Here is a 16,440-nt window from a genome sequence, read left to right as displayed (position 1 = left end):
GGCGCGATGCCGGTCCCTCCCATGGCGGCATCGGCGGATCGAGTTCACCGTTGCCGCGGTGCGACCTGCGTGGGGCTCATGTCTCGCAGTCCGCGCCAGGAGGGATGGCGCAGGACGCCATCGCGGGTCCATTCGGAGAACGCCACCTCGCCGACCAGCTCGGGGGCCACCCAGAACACGTCCGCGTCCGTGGTCGCGTTGACGATCGGGGGTGTATCCCGTTGCAGCACGGCAAGTCTCGCGTACAGGTCGGCCAGGGCACGGCGGGTGAATCCGGTCCCGACGCTGCCGACGCACACCAGATCGCCGGCGGCGGTGGGGACCGCGACGAGCAGTGAACCGATCCGCCCGCGGGTGCCGCTGTGCCAGCCCACGACGATCACATCGAGGGTGGTGATGTTCTTGATCTTGGTCCACAGCGGGCTTCGTTGCCCGGGCAGGTAGCGGCCGTCCAGGCGCTTGGCGATCAATCCTTCCAGCCCGAGATCTCGTGATTGGGCGAGCAGGTCGGCGCCGCGTCCGGACAGCCGGGGTGAGACCTGCCAGTGCGCGCCCGCGAGGCCGATGCTCTCGAGCAGTTCACGGCGGCGCAGGTAGGGCAGGTCGATCAGCGATCGGGTGCCGATGTGGAGGAGATCGAACACGACGAACACCGCCGGTGTCCGCGCCGCGAGCGCGGCGATCGTGCGGGGGTCGCGCTGATGCATGCGCGGCTGCAAGGCCTCGAACGAGGGCCGATCCTCGACGAACGCGACGATTTCGCCATCGACGACGTACGGCGGATCCGCTCGGGCGAGACCGGTCAGCTCCGGCCAGGCGGCGGTGATGTTGTTGCCGTTGCGGGAAAGTAACAGCAAACTGTCGGTGACATATGCCGCGGCGCGGATGCCGTCATATTTGACCTCGAAGGCCCAGCCGCTATCGCTGCTGGGCAGCGAGCCTGGTGCTGCCAGCATGGCCGCATATCGCGGCAGCCTCATCATCGCTGGTTCGCCGCCATCGCCGACCCCTTCGACCGATAACTGATGCCAATAGCAAACATACGGCATTCAAAGGGGGGTGGTCCGTGTTCGGAGCCGCCGATGACTGCGGGTCGTCGCGGGGAGGTAGGCGGCCGGGCGCGAGTGCCCGTGGCACGCAGGGGGCGGTGCGGGTGGGACGCGCCTCGTGTGGTGCCTAGTGCGTTGTGGCGTCGATCCGTTGGATCCTGCCGCCGGTGGGATCTGCCGGGTCGTAGAGCTCACCGAACGGGCCGGTTCCGCCGGGCAGCACCGCGTCGAGTTTCCACAGTGGAATCGGCGCGACGTGACCGGTCAGCCAGTCGCGTAGATATTCGGTGACCGTACCCGGATAGAAGCCCCAGTCGAGTGTGTCGACATCGCAGAACACGAGTGTCCACCGTGCCGGGTCGGGGTCGTGGGCGTCCCACAGGCAATAGTCGCCACCGAAGGACCCACCCCATTGGATCAGCGACGCCGGATCGGTGGACACCCCGGCCGGCACGGTGGTGGGAGGTTCTCCGAATTCGTTGTCGGCGAGCGGTTCTCGCGCGGCGAGGGTCACCGCGGCCATGTCCAGCCAGGGTTCGGCAGCGGGCCGGAACAGGCGGAGCGCGTTGCAGAATCGAATATCACCGTAGGTGGCCAGGAGCAGGGGGAAATCGTCGGGCAGGGCGGTGATGCCGAGGCGCCCTGCGACGGTGGACCAGTCGAAGGATCGGCCGGCCCCCGGAGGTGGCGGGAGCAGGGCGGTGAGGTCATCCAGTGCAGTCATCGGTGGGTGTCCTTGCCGGTGTCAGTAGTTCTGGACGTAGGTCGGTGGCAGGTTCCAGCCCTGGTCGCCCCATGCCTGGAGCAGATAGTAGTCGGGGATGACCTTGTCGTCGGTGTAGATGGGCACCTTGACGTAGGTGACGTTCTGGGCCGGTACGCCGGCGACGTCGCCCCGCACGATCTTGCCGAGGTACTGCTCGTAGACGCGCATCGCGCCGGTGTTCGTGGTGCCCAGTTCCGGTGCGAGGAACTGCCGGACGTCGCCGGGCCCGCCGTATTGGTTCGGCCACAGGTGCCCGCGGTGGTAGGCGCCGGTCGCGCCGGGTACGTCGATGTTCGGCACGCCGGTCCGGGGACTCTTGGCGCCCGCGGCGTCGAGGTAGCCGTAGGAGCCGGTGGGCCGGCCGAGCGGGTCGAGAGGGCCGGCTATGGCGCGGGTGTCACCGGGGCCGGCGTAGAGGGCGGGCCCACTGTTGCTGGTGGCGCCGGTGCCGGTCAGGTCGGGGAGCCGATAGATCTGGCCGTTGCCCGAGTTCGACGGTGTGGGTACGGCTTTGGCGATATCGAGCAGCCGCGGGGCGGAGGCGAAGAATTCCTGCTGGGTGCCGGTCATGCCGGGTTGCCCGGGTGCGGTGTCGAGTCCTGGTGCTTGCATCGGTTCCGTCGGGGCCGGGGTGAAACGCGGATTCGTGGCCAGGCTACCCGGCAGGGGCGAGGGCGCCTTCAAGGTGGCGCCGGCCGCCGAGGCGGGGTTGTAGGCCGTTCCCGGGCGGATACTCGGCGGGGCCAGAATCTGCGAGGGACGGACGGGAACCGGCAATGGTTGTCCGACCACCGGTGCCGCCGGGGCGCCGGGGGATGCTTTCAATCCCGGTGCGCCCGAACCGGATGCGGGCGGGGGAGGCCCCGGTACCTTCGGTGCGGGTGCGGGTGCGGGTGCGGGTGCGGGTGCGGGCGCCGGGCCCGGGGCCGGTGCGGGGCTGTTTGGCTGTGGTGGGCCGCCCACATCGGGCTCGTCGTGGCCCTGTGCGCGGCACTGCTGCGCTTGGGAGTTGAGTTGTGCGGCTTCGGCGTTGCCGCGTTCGGCTTCGGCGTTGTAGGCCGCGACCGCGCCCGCATTGCTCGGATCCGGCGGGTTCGCGTTGTGTACCGCCGCGGCCTGATTGTGGGCTTGGATCTGGCCGGCGAGCGCAGCGCAGTCGATCGGATCCGCGGCGGCCGCCGGGGCGAGAAGCCCCGCCACCGCGGCTGTCCAGACCAGAACGATGACGACCGCACGCATGAAACGTGCAGGCAATGAAGACATTTGGTTCCCCCGAAATTCCCCCGAATTTATCTGACGTCAGCCAAACAGAATCGGTTGCCGCCGGTCAAGGGACGGTCCGAATCGTTACCAACCCGAACCGAACGGTTCACCGAAGCCGAATTCCCCTGCGACATCCGATGCCTCCGGGTCTGCTGTCCGCGACGGCCGATCGATATCCCCGGTCAGGCGTGTGGCAACTATGATCCCGGACACAATTAACTTCTCGATGTTCGTCTCCAGGATTTCGAGGGTAATGAAAATGGTGCGCACACTACGGATTTCGATTCTCGCGACTCCGGTAAGAATCTGGGTGGTGAACGGAATACGAATTGCCGACATCGGATCGTTCACCAGCCATTAGCCGGTATCGCTTTGTATTCCTCTCGTCCCAGAACCACTCTCTATCGAGGTTCCGCAAAAATGATGATGAGGAAATTCGTCGCGACGGCCGCCATGCTGGTTGCCGCGATCGGTGTGGCCGCCGGTACCGCTTCGGCCGACCCGGCCGCGCCCGCCGCTGCCGACAGCGTCTACTACAAGGCCGGTGTCGTCGACAACGACAAGGCGGTCGTCAAGACCGACGGCGGCTCGATGGATGTCGAGGACGGTGTATTCAAGATCAAGGCCGCCAACGGCGCCGTGCTCGCCGGCACCCCCCTGAACTTCCGGGTCGACGACTTCGAGTTCCCGATCGCCGCCGACATCGCCGGTAACACCGCCACCCTGACCCCGCAGTTCGACCTGCAGCACGCGGTCTACAAGCCTGTCGCCCTGCCCTTCGAGGACAGTGCGCCGTGGAAGACCCCCTACGACCGTGAACTCGCCGCCTTCACCCGGCTGAAGGACACGATTTCCACCGGCGCCACCATCGGCACCCTGGCCGGTGGTATCGGTGGCGCTGCCCTGGGCTGTGTCGCGGGCGCTGCCCTCGGTGCCGTCGCGACCGGTGCGCTGCTGACCCTGTTCGGCGCCGGTCCGCTGGGTGGTTGCATCGCGGGCGCTGCCGCGGTCGGTTTCCTGGGTGTGCTGGCCGGTCAGATCTTCGTGACGGCTCCGGTCGCCATCGGTGCCGCGATCCAGTACTTCGCGACGATCAACGCCCCGTTCAAGGCCCCGGCCAAGTAGTCACATCCACCCGCCGGAGTCCGGAGCCCGCTGCGGTATCGCAGCGGACACCGAGTCGGCGGGTGGCAGCACGATCGAAGACACGAGTGCCCCGCGGCCGTCGCCGCGGGGCACTCGTGCGTGATGCGACGACATCGCGGCCCGGGTGGTGGCGAACATCAGAAGCCGACGAGCGCGGACGCCAGATCCGCTGTGCCCATTGTGTTCAGCGTGTCCGCGCGCACCTGCGGACAGGTGGCCGACGTCGTCGTGTCGATCACGTCCCGATGCCGCACGATCGCGATATTGATTCCGTTGTTGCGCGCGGCCCATGTCTGCACCACACCGTTGAACTGGGCCTTGATCAGCGCGGTGTCCTTACCGCGCCAGTCCGGGACATGACCGCGCAGGCTCTGGCACAGATCCTGCGCCGCCCGGGCAGTGATTGCCGGATCGTCGCCGGTGCCCGCGGTCTGTGTCGCACCGGGCTGGGTCGGTTCGGTCGAGGTCGCGCACGCGCCCGCTCCGAGGGCCGCACCGGCAACGGCCAGTGCGCAGATCCGGATTCGGCCGGATTGGCTGATCATGAAAACTCCTCGATCATTGCCGGCACGTCGCATTCGGTTCGGCGGAATTCGACGATCCCGAGCCGGGTGAACGGCGTATACCCGGCATGTTCGGTGTCAAACACGAGAACCTCAAAACTGTTCGTCTACAGCCGATCCCGGCAGCGCACCGGACCGCCGCGGCCGCGCCGACCCCGGTCCGGCGCGGGAGGACTCCCACAGCCGAATGCCCCGTTCCCGGTCCTGGCCGGTTGCCCCTTACGGTGGTGCCCGCGCCACGAAGGGGATCCGCCGGATGCGCCGGTGCCTGGAAGCAGTGCGCTCGCATCGGGAAAGTCGTTCTTCGGAGGTGATGAGAGTGGCGGTCGGGTCGAGGCCCAGCCTTCGGTATCGGATGTTTCGCCGGACCGAGGTCCGGGTCTTGCTGCGCACGGTGCGTGCCGCGTGGTCGGACGAATTGTCCGACTGGGCAGCGGCATTGACGTATTACAGCATGTTGTCGCTGTTTCCGGCGCTGCTGATCGCCATCGTTGCGCTGAGTATCGCCGGGCCGCTACCGGCGGACTCGCTGGCGGGGGCGGCCGGACGGCTCGGGCCCGGCGACGGCACCACGCTGATCTCGGATTCGATCCGGCATCTCGAGTCGGTGAAGACGCTGTCGGGTCCGATGGCGATCGTGGGCCTGCTGTCGGCGTTCTGGACGGTGTCCACCTATGTCGGCGGATTCATCCGTGCGGCCAACGCGCTCTACGGAGTTCGGGAGAGCCGGTCGGTGTGGACGACGTTGCCGCTGCGCTTGGCGCTGGGCCTGATGATGGTCGCCGTTGTGGTCGTGACCGTGCTCGGCTTCGCGGTCACGCCGGGACTCGCCGAACATTTCGGCAATCGCCTCGGCGTCGGCTCCGCGGGTCTGCTGGTGTGGTCGATCGTGAAGTGGCCGGTGCTGGCGCTGCTGGTGAGTATCACTCTGGCACTGCTGTATCGGGTGGCGCCGAATACCGAGGGCCAGCGCCTGCGCTGGCTGACCTCGGGGAGTTTCATCGCGGTCGCCATATGGATCGCGGGGTCGGCGGGCCTGTCGGTCTACGCGGCCCACTTCGATTCGCTCGATCGCGTGTACGGATCGCTGGCCGCGGCGGTGGTCCTGCTGATGTGGTTGTGGCTCACCAACTTCGCGATCCTGCTCGGGGCGGTCGTCGATGCGCAGCTCACCCGGGACAGGGCCGTGCGCGTCACCGGAATCTCGGAGGCCGAGCCGGTGCGCTGACCGCGACCTCCCACCGCGGCGACCACGGCGGAAGGCGCACACGATGCGGGCGGGGTCGAGCCGGTCGACCTAGAGTGCTCGAGCCAGCGGTTCGGTCAGTGCGACCGGAGACACGTCGAGCCGGTCGAAACGCCATCCGTCCGAGGTGCGGCGTGCTCCGTATCGATGGATTCCGGCGGCGAGGGCCTCGGTCTCGTCGTCGATGGCGAAGACGGCGATGTCGTGTGCCCGGACCGTGGCGGTGTCGCCGTCGATCTCGATGATGAGGTTGCACTTGTTGTGCAGGGTGCGGGCGTAGGCGTCATGCCCCTTGCGCACGAGCGCGTCGAGCTCCTCGATGCCGTGCGCCTGCCCGCGGATCGAGGTGACCGCGACATCCTCGGTGAAGATCCGGCCGGTATCGGCGAAGTCCTCGTCGACCCACAGGCTGTGGCGGGCGACCAACTCGGTCAGTTCGGCGCGGTCGGCGAGGTCGCGGATCAGGGCTTCGGTGCTGGTCATGACAATCTCCTACAATTCATTAGAGCCACTAACGTTAGTGACATAAATGAATGTAGATCGTTAGAGGCACTAACGCAAGCGGGTATGCTCCGCGGTATGGAGACCGGCGAGGAGCTGCGGTTCGACCGCGGCGGTGAAACCCCTGCGCGGCTCGAGCGGCAGCTCGCGCGCCTGGCGGGGATGACGGCCGCGCAGATGGGGCGTGTCTCGCGGGAGGCGCTGCGGGCCGCGGGCGCCCACAAGGACCACTTCGTGGTGCTGGCCGTGCTCGCCGAGTTCGGTCCGGCGAGCCAGGCGACGTTGTCCGACCGCACCAGCGTCTACAAGAGTGACCTCGTCGCCGTCCTCAACGACCTCGAAGGCGGCGGCTGGGTTCGCCGCGCCCCCGACCCGGCCGACAAACGCCGCAACGTCATCACCATCACCGGACTCGGCGAGCGTCGCCTCGCCGAACTCGATCGCATCCTCGACGGCGTCAACGAGCACATCATGGGCCCGCTCGACCACGATGAACGCGCGCAGCTGTTCGCTCTGCTCAATCGCGTCAACGCCCACCTCGCCACCGAGGACGGCGGCGGTCCCACGGGCAGCCGCGCGCCCTGACGCCGTGGCCGGATCCGGCTCGAGCCGCCGGCGCCCGGGAGGTCCGGAATGTCAGGCGCGCAATCGGTTGTGCGGGTGGGGGATTGCGCGACGGTCGGCGATGCCGAACTGGGCCCGGTGCATGCGACGTCCGATCTCGGCGGCCGCGGTCTGCACCGACATCCGTATCCGCCGATCGGCGCGAATCCTGGCCGCCGATCCGAAAATGGACAGAGCGGCGGGGTCGCCGTGGCCGGGCTGTCCGATCGGTGCGGCCACACACCCGAATCCCTCCATGCACCGCTCGTCGTCGTACACCACGCGCAATTCCCGCGCACCGCCGATCTCCGGCGAACCGTCGCGCCGGGAGTCCTCGACCGAGAGCAATGCCTTGCCGATCGTCGACGTGTGCGCCGGCAGGCGACTGCCCACGCGCGACCGGATGTCCGCGACGAGTTCTCCGCCGATCTTCTCGAGATAGACCGCCTCGTTCCCGTCGAGGACGCCCAGATGCACGATGCAGCCGGTGACCCGGTGCAACCAGTGCAGACTGGGCAGTGCGGCTCGTCGCAGCGAATTCTGTTGTGCCGCAGCCGAGCCCAGCTCGATGATGCGCATGCCCAGCTGATACTCCTTGCCCGCGCGGTGCACCCAGCGCAGGGCGACCAACTGCTCGAGCGCGCGATGGACCGACGACAGCGGCAGTCCGGTGGCGACGACGATCTGCGACAGGGTCAGGCGTTCGACACCGTCGAGCGCGTCGAGGATCAGCGCCGCGCGCTGCATGACTCCGGTCGGGACCTCGCCGGGGCTCTGCGATCGCATCCGAGTTCCTTTCTCGCCCTCGCCCGGTGCGACGAGGTACTCCGGCTCGGAAAGTCGCAGACGAGGCCGTCTCGCACGATAGGCGACGTCGGGCATCGGCGGCACGAAGTATTCCGGCAGCCGGAAAGAGGGCTTTCGGCGGCGAGGCAAATGTTCTGTAATCCGACGATGACCGAATTCAGTTCATTCACACCCGGTGCGATGCTGACCGGCCGGCGTGCGGTGGTCACCGGCGGCGCCGCCGGTATCGGTGCCGCCGTCGCACGGGCATTCGCCGCCCATGGTGCCGATGTCCTGGTCGCCGACAGTGAACCGATCGGCGGGCTCGACTTCGACCCCGCCGCCGGTGGCTCGATAGCGGGTCTAGAATGGGACGTACGTACCACACCGTGCCCGGCCGAACTCGTCGAGCACCGGCCGGATGTCCTGGTCAACAATGTGGGTCACTATCTGCGACCGCCACACACCTTCGCGGCCAACGCGCCCGCACTGTGGGACGAGTTGCACGACATCAACTTCGCACATGTCCTTCGCCTCACCCAGGCGCTGCTGCCGGGCATGATCGAACGGCGGAGCGGTTCGATCATCAATCTCACCACCGTCGAGGCTCATCGCGCGATTCCCGGTCATGCGGTGTACTCCGGATACAAGGCCGCTTTGACGGGTTTCACCCGGTCGCTGGCGGCCGAGGTCGGCCCGTCCGGTATCCGCGTCAACGCGATCGCGCCCGATCTCATCGAATCGGTCCAGGTGCCCTATGCCGAGATCGTTCCCGAACAGGACCGCTCGCTGTGGCCGCACTGGTCGCCGCTGGGTGGTCCCGGACAGCCGGAAGACGTTGCGGGAGTTGCGCTCTTTCTCGCCTCCGGCCTGTCGCGCTTCGTCACCGGTGGCACGATCCACGTCGACGGTGGCACACATGCCAGCGGTGGCTGGGTGCCACGTCACTCCGGTGGCTGGACCAATCGCCCCCGCAATCCCTGATCCCCGCTACGGAAGAGACATCTGTTCATGAAGATCCTGATCATCGGCGGTACCGGCATGATCGGCGCGCACGCCGCCCGGCATCTGCGCGCGCACGGCGACGAGGTCACCGTGGCGGGCCGCGGTCCGATCCCAGCGGAGTCGCCGGTCGCCGGCTTCGCGCAGATCCAGGGCGATTACACCGTCCCGTCGTTCACTCTCGAACAGCTGGCAGCGTTCGACGGCGTCGTGTTCGCGGCCGGGCAGGACGTACGGCACAAGAAGCCCGAGGACGACTCGCGGGAATTCTGGGCGAACACCCAGAGTGTGGGCGTGCCACGCTTCGCCGAGCTGGCGAAACAGGCCGGTGTGCGGCGTTTCGTTCAGGTCGGCAGCTACTACCACCAGTTGCGCCCGGACCTGGCCGAGCACAACCCGTACATCGCCGCGCGCAAGGCCGCCGACGAGGGTGCCCGCGCACTGGCCGACGACTCGTTCGTCGCCTGTACCCTCAATCCGCCATCGATCATCGGTGCGGTCCCGGGCCCGTCGGCCCGGCGCTATCGGCGAATGGTGTCGTGGGCCGCCGGTCGCGAACCCGGTATCCCCGATTTCGCACCCATCGGCGGGACCAACTACATGTCCGCGGATTCACTCGCACAGGCGATTCGGGGCGCACTGCTGCACGGGGAACCCGGTGCGGCTTATCTCGTCGGCGATCAGAATCTGTCCTACCGGGAGTTCTTCCAGATGCTCGTCGATGCTGCCGGATCCGGACGGGTCATCGCCGAGCGCGACGAGGAGCACCGGCTGCAACCGGATGCCTCCATCATCCAGGGGCGTGGCAACACCCTGGCCTACGAGCCGGATGCCGGGGACGTCCGGCGTCTGGGCTACGACCGCGACGATTGTGTCCGCGCGGTCGAAGCGCTCGTGGAGGTCGTGTCGGCCGCGCGCTGAAGATCGGACCCGTCCGATCCTGTCGCCGCCCGGCGTGGTCAGCGGGGCGGGGGACCGTCCGGCGGGGCACCGCCGGGGGCCGCGGTGCCGTCCGATGCGGCCGCGACCCCGATCGTCAGTGCGACGACCAGCCCGTCGGCGGGAGTGCCTGTGACAGTGGCGAGTTCGGCATCCCAGCCGTCACCGAAGACATTGTCCGAGGACAGTGCGACCCTCGACAGGTTGGCCACGCTCGCCGAATATCCGGAATCGGCGGCGTAGACCTGCTCGCAGATGTCCTGGGGCAGAGCGATCTGCGAGGTCAGCCGGGCGTTGCCGCCGGCGACCGCGGTGGCGAGATCGTCATGGACCTCGAAATGGATGTGTGGCCACCGGCCGGAGTAACAGGCGGGGAAGATCGAGGTGAATCGGACGGTGCCGTCGTCGCCGGCGACCTGTACGCCGCGCAGATAGTTCTGTTCGGTCACCCCCGCGCCGTAGAGGGAGTATTCGCCCTGTCGGTCGCAGTGCCACACGTAGACGGCCATCCCCGTGCCGGCCCGGTCCTCGACCAGATCCCGCAGGGTCAGCGTCAGGGTCATCGGAACACCCTGCGCGGTACCGGAATACGACCCGAAGCTGGTGGTGATGTCGGAGCGGACGACACCGGACTCGATCAGCACATTCGGTCCGTTCGAGCCGTCGCCGGGGTAGGGGCCCGCGGTCTCCTGCGGTGTCGCCGCCGGGGTGTCGCCTGAGGTGGTCGCCGACGTGGTTCCTGCCGGCGCGGAGGCGGTGCCGTTCGAGGAGATCGCACATCCGGCGGCGACCGCGGTCGCGCCCGCTACGCCGAACAGCGACAGTATTCGTCGCCGGGACATCACGCGCAGGTCGTGGGTCAATCCCAGATCGTGTTCGTCCATTGCCACTTCTTGTTCGCGTGATGTCGGAAGCGACGGTAGTAATGGTGGTTCGGCACCGGACAGCAGTGCGCTGTGCGGTCGCTGTGAGCATGCCGGGCGGCCGGTGGCGGGCATCCGGAAGTGCGCCGGAGCCGGGCAACCGTTGGCTTCACGATGAGTGAATATCTGGCGGCCGGTACGGTCGCAGGAACAGGATCCATGCGTACATGTGAATGTCCTCACCCACCCTGACGAAGGGGCGCGATCATGACGGTCACCGACGAGTACCTCGCCAACAACGCCGAATACGCGGACCGATTCAGCGGGCCGCTTCCGCTGCCGCCGAGCAAACATGTCGCCGTGGTGGCGTGTATGGACGCGCGGCTCGACGTCTACCGCATCCTGGGATTGAAAGAAGGGGAGGCGCACGTCATCCGGAATGCGGGTGGCGTGGTGACCGACGACGAGATCCGGTCGCTGGCCATCAGTCAGCGACTACTCGGCACGACGGAGATCATCCTCGTCCACCACACCGACTGCGGCATGCTGACCTTCACCGACGACGACTTCAAACGCAGCATCCAGGACGAGACCGGCATCAAACCGGCATGGGCCGCGGAGGCGTTCGACGATCTGGATGTGGATGTGCGCCAATCCATCCGGCGCATCGAGAGTAGTCCCTTCGTGACCGCGACCACGTCGCTGCGCGGGTTCGTCTTCGATGTCGCCACCGGCAAACTGCACGAGGTCGACGCCTGAACGGCAGACGGCCGCGCGCGCGATCGTCGCCGGCCCGACCGACCGGCGACGATCCGAACCCTCGCGGCTTATCGGGCGACGATCGCGCCGGGCCGTGACTCAGCTCGCGCGGGCGACGACCAGGACGTTCTTGCCGAAGAGTTTGCTCGTGAGAGCGTGCAGCGCCCTGCTGATCGGGAATACCACCCGGTCGTAGAGCTTGAGCGAGCGTGGATCGATCGTGCCGTCGCCCGAGCCGAGAACCCGGTAGGCGAGGGTCGCGAAGAATCCGATGGGATCGCAATAGCGCGACTCCACGATCTCGAGGCCCGCGTTGCGCAGCAGCCGATCGAGCTGGGGGCGACGGTATCGGCGGTAGTGCCCGACCTTGGTGTCCATGGATGTGAAGAGGATTTCGAGCGCGGGCACGTAGACGACCAATTCACCGCCGGGCCGCAGCAGCGATGCCAGCTGGTGCGCGGCCGCCTGATCGTCCTCGATGTGCTCGAGGACGTTGAAGGTGTAGACGACGTCGTACCGCTCGCCCACCGGAATCTGCGCCTCGTGATCGATGACCCGATAGCCCTTCGACCGCAACGTGTTCTGCAGCTTTCGGTCCGGCTCGAGGCAGTCGGGGGTGATGTGCTGCCCGGCGAGCAGGTCGGCGTAGGTTCCCGATCCGGCGCCGAAATCGAGGACTCGCATTCCCGGGGCCGTCAGATACTTGCCGACGGTGTTTACGAGAAAAGTGTTGTAGTTGACCGCCTCGGCCATGACCTCCAGATTGTCACAGCCCGTATACGCGAAATCGCTGACCAACAGCCCATCTCCTCTGTCGACCCGTAGTACAGATTCGTCCCGTGGCATGCCGTGATGCCGGCCGGTTCTGTTCATCGCCGGCGATACCGAAGATCGGGGCATCGCCGTGGTCTCTAGTCGAGCGCGGACGCAGTGTGGTGAACCTGAACGGTAGTTCATGACCACCGGGGTGCGTCCGACATCGAGTGCGTGTCGGACCGTCCTTCTCAGGAAACCGCGGGCGAATTTCCGATTCAGGTTTGCTTGTCGTGTGCCGTGGGTATCGGGGGTTTGTGACTTCGCCAGCGAGTTCGATCGAGCGGCTGTTGTACGAGCTCACTACCCGTTATGGGTCGGTCGACCGGATGTTTGCCGAGCTTCATCGACTACGAGTGGACGCCACTGCGGTGACAACCGTGCTACCCACGGGCACACGACTGGCCGGCAGGCACCGGGCCTGCGAACCGAGTTCGACGTCCGCACCCGCTGTGGCTCGGCCCGCATCGGCGACACTCGCCAGCCACTGATCGAACGGACGGATCACCGGCGGAGCTCTCTATGTCGAAGTCGGCTGGTACGAACATCTTCCGACCCGGCGACCCGCAAACCGGTACGCCATGAGGCGGCGGGCCGTCGCCGCACAACCGGTGCGCAATGCCGCCCGCATGAACGCCCTCCCGCACCGGGTGGGGTCATGACCGGGACTGCGCCAGGGCTTCTCGCAGCCACCGCAGAGCGGCGCCGGCGGTGGTCGTCGCGGTGATCGCGCCGGTGAGCTCCCAGTATCGATGGAGGCGAGGATCGGAATCGTCCGCGCCGAGCAGGAGGCGTTGCCGGAAGCCGGGGGTGTCGCGTTCGTTGCGGGCGGTGGTGTGGGCGTCGAGGAAACAGTCCAGCTCGGGCCCGGGCCGCGGTGGGGTACGGGTGGTGAGCAGCGGGTCCACCATGGCGCAGGCATCGGCGATTCCGGCCAGCAGTTCTCGCGGGTGGCGGATTCCGGTGAGATCGGAACGCCACAGCTGGCGCGAGATCGCGGGGGCCAGCGCGGGATCGGCGGTGGCGCCGACCAGTTCGGCGTAGGTGACCACCTGCCCGGGGGTCGGGGTGGCCGGTGGGGCCGGGACGTTCATGGTGACGAACGCGTCGAACACGCTCGCCGGCGCCGGAGCCAGCAGCTGCCGCCAGAAGGTGACCAGATTGTTGTGGGCGTCGTGGCGATCGCTGATCGTCGCGAGCAGGTCCAGGCGCCTGGTTCGCGCGGTCGCTGGGGCATCCCGGGCAGCGGCCAATGTGGCTCGCCGCCACATTATTTCACCCAATTCGGTATCCAATGCGGCCTGTTCGGCGGCTACCGCTTCGGTGAGTGACACGGTGCCCTCCAACACGGTGGTGATCGCGTTCAGACCGAGTCCGAGCGCGCGCAGGCGGCGTATCGACCGCAGCCGGTCCACGGCAATCGGATCGAACAGGCGGTGCCCGCCGCTGCTGCGGTGCGGTCGCAGGAGCCCGGCGTCGCAATAGAAGCGGATGGTGCGCACCGGTACGCCGGTGCGCCGGGACAGTTCCCCGATCGCGACCAGGCCCTCGCGTCGTGTGTTGTGGGTCACAATAGCTGGAACCTCCACCCGACTGGAGTTCCTAACCTACTGGAACACCACCGACAGAGGGAGCCGGACCGATGACAGAACCGAAATCGATGTGCGCCGAACAGATCTGGTGCGCGGTCGACATCGAGCGCGTGAGCGTGGCCGAGATGCTGCAGAACCTGCCCGAGCGGGACTGGGATCACACGTCGCTGTGTGACGGCTGGCGGGTGCGCGATGTCGCCGCGCATCTGGTGTTGTCGGCCCGCCCCACGATCGGATGGCTGCTGCTCAATCTGGCCCGCGCCCGCGGCAGCCTGAACCGGGCGATCCGCGATACCGCCATTCGCCACGCGGACACGCGCACCGGCGCACAGTTGCTCTCCGAGTTGCGAGCGACCGCCGGCGCTCGGGCGACTCCGGCCGGGACGACGCCGCAAGACCGGCTGATGGATCTTCTCGTGCACGGCCAGGACATCGCGATCCCGCTCGGCATCGCGCGCACGGTGCCGGCCGCCGCCGCACGATCGGCGCTGGACCGGATATGGCACACCGGCGCCCCGTTCCATGCCCGCAGGAAGTTCGACGGCTACCGGCTCGCGGCCACCGACATCGGCTGGGTTGCCGGTGCCGGGCCGGTCATCGAAGGATCCGCCACCGACGTGCTGCTGGTGCTCACCGGCCGGGAACCCGCGGCGGGCCGGCTGACCGGCGACGGTGCGCTGCGCTGGACCGCCCGGCACGACCCGAGCCGCTGAGCGAATCCCGTCGGGGCATGACCCTGTTGCCGGGTCTCAGCACGTCATATTTACGTCTTCCATGCGGTCACGGACGCGCCGCCGCGGTTGGATGGAACTGCGGGGTCGATGGCGAACTCGTCGTTGCGGCAGGTGGGCCGCGGCGGCACGGCAGGTTGGGAACGGTGGTGACGACGATGGCCGGTGGTGCGGTGACCGGATCCCTGCTCACCCTCGGTGCGCGCGCGACCGGGGTGCCCGGCGGGCATCTGCCGGTGTACGACACGGTGCAGGTGTGGATCGGGTCGGGTGTACTGCTGGTGCTCGTGATGCTGATCCTGGTGGAGGCCGGATCCGTGGCCTTGCGCGGCCACGGGCTGCATCCGGGCAGCTGGTTCCGGTACCACCGGCGACGGTGAGCGCTGGTGGATCGGCCCGCGCCGATTCGATCGGATTCGCGCCGGCGGATGTACCGGCGCGAACCGGTCGGTCAGGGGATGACGACGGTGGCGGTGACCGGCGACGGTTCGTCGGCCCAGCGACGGCCGGTCTCGCGCGGTGTGACACCGTGGTCGGCCCACGCGGCGAGCAGCTGCGCCACCTTGGCGTGCATGGTGGTGCGGAGGCGATCGAACGAGTTGTCCGGGACGTCGTCGACCTCGCCGAGCAGTAGCCACCAAGCCCAGGCGACCGCACCGGCGTTGGCGACGAAATCCGGTACCACCGCGACGCCGCGGGCGGCGAGCATGGCCTCGGCCTCCGGTGTGGTGGCGGCGTTGGCGGCCTCGACGATGACGCGGGCCCGCACATCGTAGGAGTTGTCCGGGGTGATCGCGTAGGAGATGGCCGCCGGGACCAGGATGTCGGCGTCGGCGGACAGGACCGCGGTGCGCGGCAGTTGCTCGACGTCCTCGGGCAGCTGGGACCGGTCGATTTCGCCGTACGCGTCGCGCAGTTGCAGCAGGGCGGGGATGTCGAGGCCACCGGCGCGGTGCAGGGCACCGGCGGCGTCGGCCACGGTGGTGACCCGCATACCGGCTTCGTGCAGGTAGTAGGCGGCGGCGCCACCCATGGTGCCGACACCCTGAATCGCGACGGTGGTCTCCGACGGCGCCCGCCCCCACGAGACGGCGGTGGCCAGGCAGGCGTGTGCGACACCGTAACCGCCGATCACATCGCCGAGCAGAAACCCGCCCTCGACCGCGGCGTCGAGACCGTGCCGGACCCGTTCCAGGGTTGCGACGGGATCGGGGGCGCGGCGGATGGCGGCGTGATAGCTCTGCCCGAGGCCGATCCTGCCGAATACCTCATCGATCAGATGCTGCGGAACACCCAGATCCTCGGCGGTCACCCAGTGCGCATCGATCCACGGCCGCATGGCCTCGCAGAACCGTTCCAGCACGTCGATGGCGCGCGGGTCCTTGGGGTCGAAGTCGATTCCACCCTTGGCGCCGCCGATCGGCAGGTCGAAGGTCGCGGTCTTGGCGGCCATACCCCGCGCGAGGTCCTCGACCTCACTGAGCGTGCAACCCGCCCGCATCCGGGTGCCACCGGTGGCCAGGCCGCCGCGCAGCGTGTGGACGACGAGGTAACCGACCGCGTCGGTGGCCGAATCCGTCCAATGCAGGCGCATATAGGGCTGGGGTTTGCGGACGGCCGGGATGAGTGCCGGTGCCGGCGTGCTGGCCGGAACGGTCGGTGCGGTGCCCTCGGCGGGGTTGTGGATCATCGTCACGGCGAACTACCTCCTCTGAATTCCGGAACGCCGACCACCGCCCGCGGGGAGCGCCGAGTCGCGCATCGTCCGTCCGGACCTCGTCGTCGCCGGTTGGTGCTCGCTGCAACCAGATTGCATTC

General features: G+C 67.9%; 19 protein-coding genes. 8 read left to right on the top strand and 11 right to left on the bottom strand.

All coding sequences use genetic code 11. From position 1 onward, the window contains the following. Window positions 1-44: 44 nt before the first annotated feature. The 4 genes from ligD to AB0L57_RS03415 form a co-directional block, all read right to left on the bottom strand. Window positions 45-956: a non-homologous end-joining DNA ligase gene (gene ligD, locus AB0L57_RS03430; RefSeq protein WP_364956390.1), complete on the bottom strand. Its 912-nt coding sequence runs from the start codon at window positions 954-956 to the stop codon at window positions 45-47. Window positions 957-1,176: 220 nt separating this feature from the next. Further along, window positions 1,177-1,773 (bottom strand): hypothetical protein, encoded by a 597-nt coding sequence (locus tag AB0L57_RS03425; protein WP_364956387.1) that lies wholly within the window; start codon window positions 1,771-1,773, stop codon window positions 1,177-1,179. Window positions 1,774-1,794: 21 nt separating this feature from the next. Beyond that, on the bottom strand, window positions 1,795-3,078 hold the full coding sequence (locus AB0L57_RS03420) for a hypothetical protein (protein WP_364956384.1): 1,284 nt from the start codon (window positions 3,076-3,078) through the stop codon (window positions 1,795-1,797). Between the two features lie 84 nt (window positions 3,079-3,162). Then, window positions 3,163-3,429, bottom strand: a complete 267-nt coding sequence (locus AB0L57_RS03415; protein WP_364956381.1) for a hypothetical protein — start codon at window positions 3,427-3,429, stop codon at window positions 3,163-3,165. 69 nt (window positions 3,430-3,498) lie between these two features. Between AB0L57_RS03415 and AB0L57_RS03410 the strand changes: the two genes are divergently transcribed. Next, on the top strand, window positions 3,499-4,203 hold the full coding sequence (locus AB0L57_RS03410; protein ID WP_364956378.1) for a hypothetical protein: 705 nt from the start codon (window positions 3,499-3,501) through the stop codon (window positions 4,201-4,203). Window positions 4,204-4,361: 158 nt separating this feature from the next. Here the strand turns inward: AB0L57_RS03410 and AB0L57_RS03405 are convergent, their stop codons facing one another. Further along, window positions 4,362-4,769: a hypothetical protein gene (locus AB0L57_RS03405; RefSeq protein WP_364956376.1), complete on the bottom strand. Its 408-nt coding sequence runs from the start codon at window positions 4,767-4,769 to the stop codon at window positions 4,362-4,364. A gap of 373 nt (window positions 4,770-5,142) precedes the next feature. Between AB0L57_RS03405 and AB0L57_RS03400 the strand changes: the two genes are divergently transcribed. Continuing rightward, the gene (locus tag AB0L57_RS03400) at window positions 5,143-6,015 is read left to right on the top strand and encodes a YihY/virulence factor BrkB family protein (protein WP_364956373.1); all 873 of its coding nucleotides are present in this window, start codon (window positions 5,143-5,145) and stop codon (window positions 6,013-6,015) included. A gap of 69 nt (window positions 6,016-6,084) precedes the next feature. Here the strand turns inward: AB0L57_RS03400 and AB0L57_RS03395 are convergent, their stop codons facing one another. Continuing rightward, window positions 6,085-6,516 carry a nuclear transport factor 2 family protein gene (locus AB0L57_RS03395; RefSeq protein WP_364956370.1) on the bottom strand — a complete coding sequence of 144 codons (432 nt, stop codon included), beginning with the start codon at window positions 6,514-6,516 and terminating at the stop codon, window positions 6,085-6,087. A 96-nt stretch (window positions 6,517-6,612) separates the two neighbouring features. Here AB0L57_RS03395 and AB0L57_RS03390 point away from each other — a divergent pair, with 96 nt between their 5' ends. Next, window positions 6,613-7,119 carry a MarR family winged helix-turn-helix transcriptional regulator gene (locus AB0L57_RS03390; protein ID WP_364956367.1) on the top strand — a complete coding sequence of 169 codons (507 nt, stop codon included), beginning with the start codon at window positions 6,613-6,615 and terminating at the stop codon, window positions 7,117-7,119. Window positions 7,120-7,170: 51 nt separating this feature from the next. Here the strand turns inward: AB0L57_RS03390 and AB0L57_RS03385 are convergent, their stop codons facing one another. After that, complete coding sequence (locus tag AB0L57_RS03385; RefSeq protein WP_364956364.1) at window positions 7,171-7,923, bottom strand: helix-turn-helix domain-containing protein; 753 nt, start codon at window positions 7,921-7,923, stop codon at window positions 7,171-7,173. A gap of 168 nt (window positions 7,924-8,091) precedes the next feature. Here AB0L57_RS03385 and AB0L57_RS03380 point away from each other — a divergent pair, with 168 nt between their 5' ends. Beyond that, window positions 8,092-8,907, top strand: coding sequence for an SDR family oxidoreductase (locus AB0L57_RS03380; RefSeq protein ID WP_364956361.1), 816 nt, complete (start codon window positions 8,092-8,094; stop codon window positions 8,905-8,907). A 27-nt stretch (window positions 8,908-8,934) separates the two neighbouring features. Then, window positions 8,935-9,846, top strand: coding sequence for an NAD-dependent epimerase/dehydratase family protein (locus AB0L57_RS03375; RefSeq protein ID WP_364956358.1), 912 nt, complete (start codon window positions 8,935-8,937; stop codon window positions 9,844-9,846). 38 nt (window positions 9,847-9,884) lie between these two features. On the opposite strand, the gene AB0L57_RS03370 is transcribed toward AB0L57_RS03375, so the two are convergent. Continuing rightward, window positions 9,885-10,748, bottom strand: a complete 864-nt coding sequence (locus AB0L57_RS03370; RefSeq protein WP_364956354.1) for a dioxygenase — start codon at window positions 10,746-10,748, stop codon at window positions 9,885-9,887. 246 nt (window positions 10,749-10,994) lie between these two features. Between AB0L57_RS03370 and AB0L57_RS03365 the strand changes: the two genes are divergently transcribed. Further along, a complete protein-coding gene (locus AB0L57_RS03365) occupies window positions 10,995-11,486 on the top strand; it encodes a carbonic anhydrase (RefSeq protein WP_364956351.1) in 492 nt (163 codons plus the stop codon). Window positions 11,487-11,585: 99 nt separating this feature from the next. Here AB0L57_RS03365 and AB0L57_RS03360 read toward each other — a convergent pair whose 3' ends face one another. Next, window positions 11,586-12,284: a class I SAM-dependent methyltransferase gene (locus AB0L57_RS03360; protein ID WP_364956348.1), complete on the bottom strand. Its 699-nt coding sequence runs from the start codon at window positions 12,282-12,284 to the stop codon at window positions 11,586-11,588. A 671-nt stretch (window positions 12,285-12,955) separates the two neighbouring features. Next, window positions 12,956-13,870 carry a MerR family transcriptional regulator gene (locus AB0L57_RS03355; protein ID WP_364956345.1) on the bottom strand — a complete coding sequence of 305 codons (915 nt, stop codon included), beginning with the start codon at window positions 13,868-13,870 and terminating at the stop codon, window positions 12,956-12,958. A 71-nt stretch (window positions 13,871-13,941) separates the two neighbouring features. Between AB0L57_RS03355 and AB0L57_RS03350 the strand changes: the two genes are divergently transcribed. Together AB0L57_RS03350 and AB0L57_RS03345 are read left to right on the top strand one after the other, a co-directional pair. After that, on the top strand, window positions 13,942-14,604 hold the full coding sequence (locus tag AB0L57_RS03350; RefSeq protein ID WP_364956342.1) for a maleylpyruvate isomerase family mycothiol-dependent enzyme: 663 nt from the start codon (window positions 13,942-13,944) through the stop codon (window positions 14,602-14,604). 164 nt (window positions 14,605-14,768) lie between these two features. Then, window positions 14,769-15,002 (top strand): hypothetical protein, encoded by a 234-nt coding sequence (locus AB0L57_RS03345; protein WP_364956340.1) that lies wholly within the window; start codon window positions 14,769-14,771, stop codon window positions 15,000-15,002. A gap of 71 nt (window positions 15,003-15,073) precedes the next feature. Here the strand turns inward: AB0L57_RS03345 and AB0L57_RS03340 are convergent, their stop codons facing one another. After that, window positions 15,074-16,216, bottom strand: coding sequence for a Glu/Leu/Phe/Val dehydrogenase dimerization domain-containing protein (locus AB0L57_RS03340; RefSeq protein ID WP_364957259.1), 1,143 nt, complete (start codon window positions 16,214-16,216; stop codon window positions 15,074-15,076). Between the last annotated feature and the right edge of the window lie 224 nt (window positions 16,217-16,440).

Origin of the sequence: Nocardia sp. NPDC052254, assembly GCF_040679495.1 — a bacterium.
Taxonomy (GTDB): domain Bacteria; phylum Actinomycetota; class Actinomycetes; order Mycobacteriales; family Mycobacteriaceae; genus Nocardia.
This window is presented reverse-complemented; position numbering and strand designations above follow the sequence as displayed.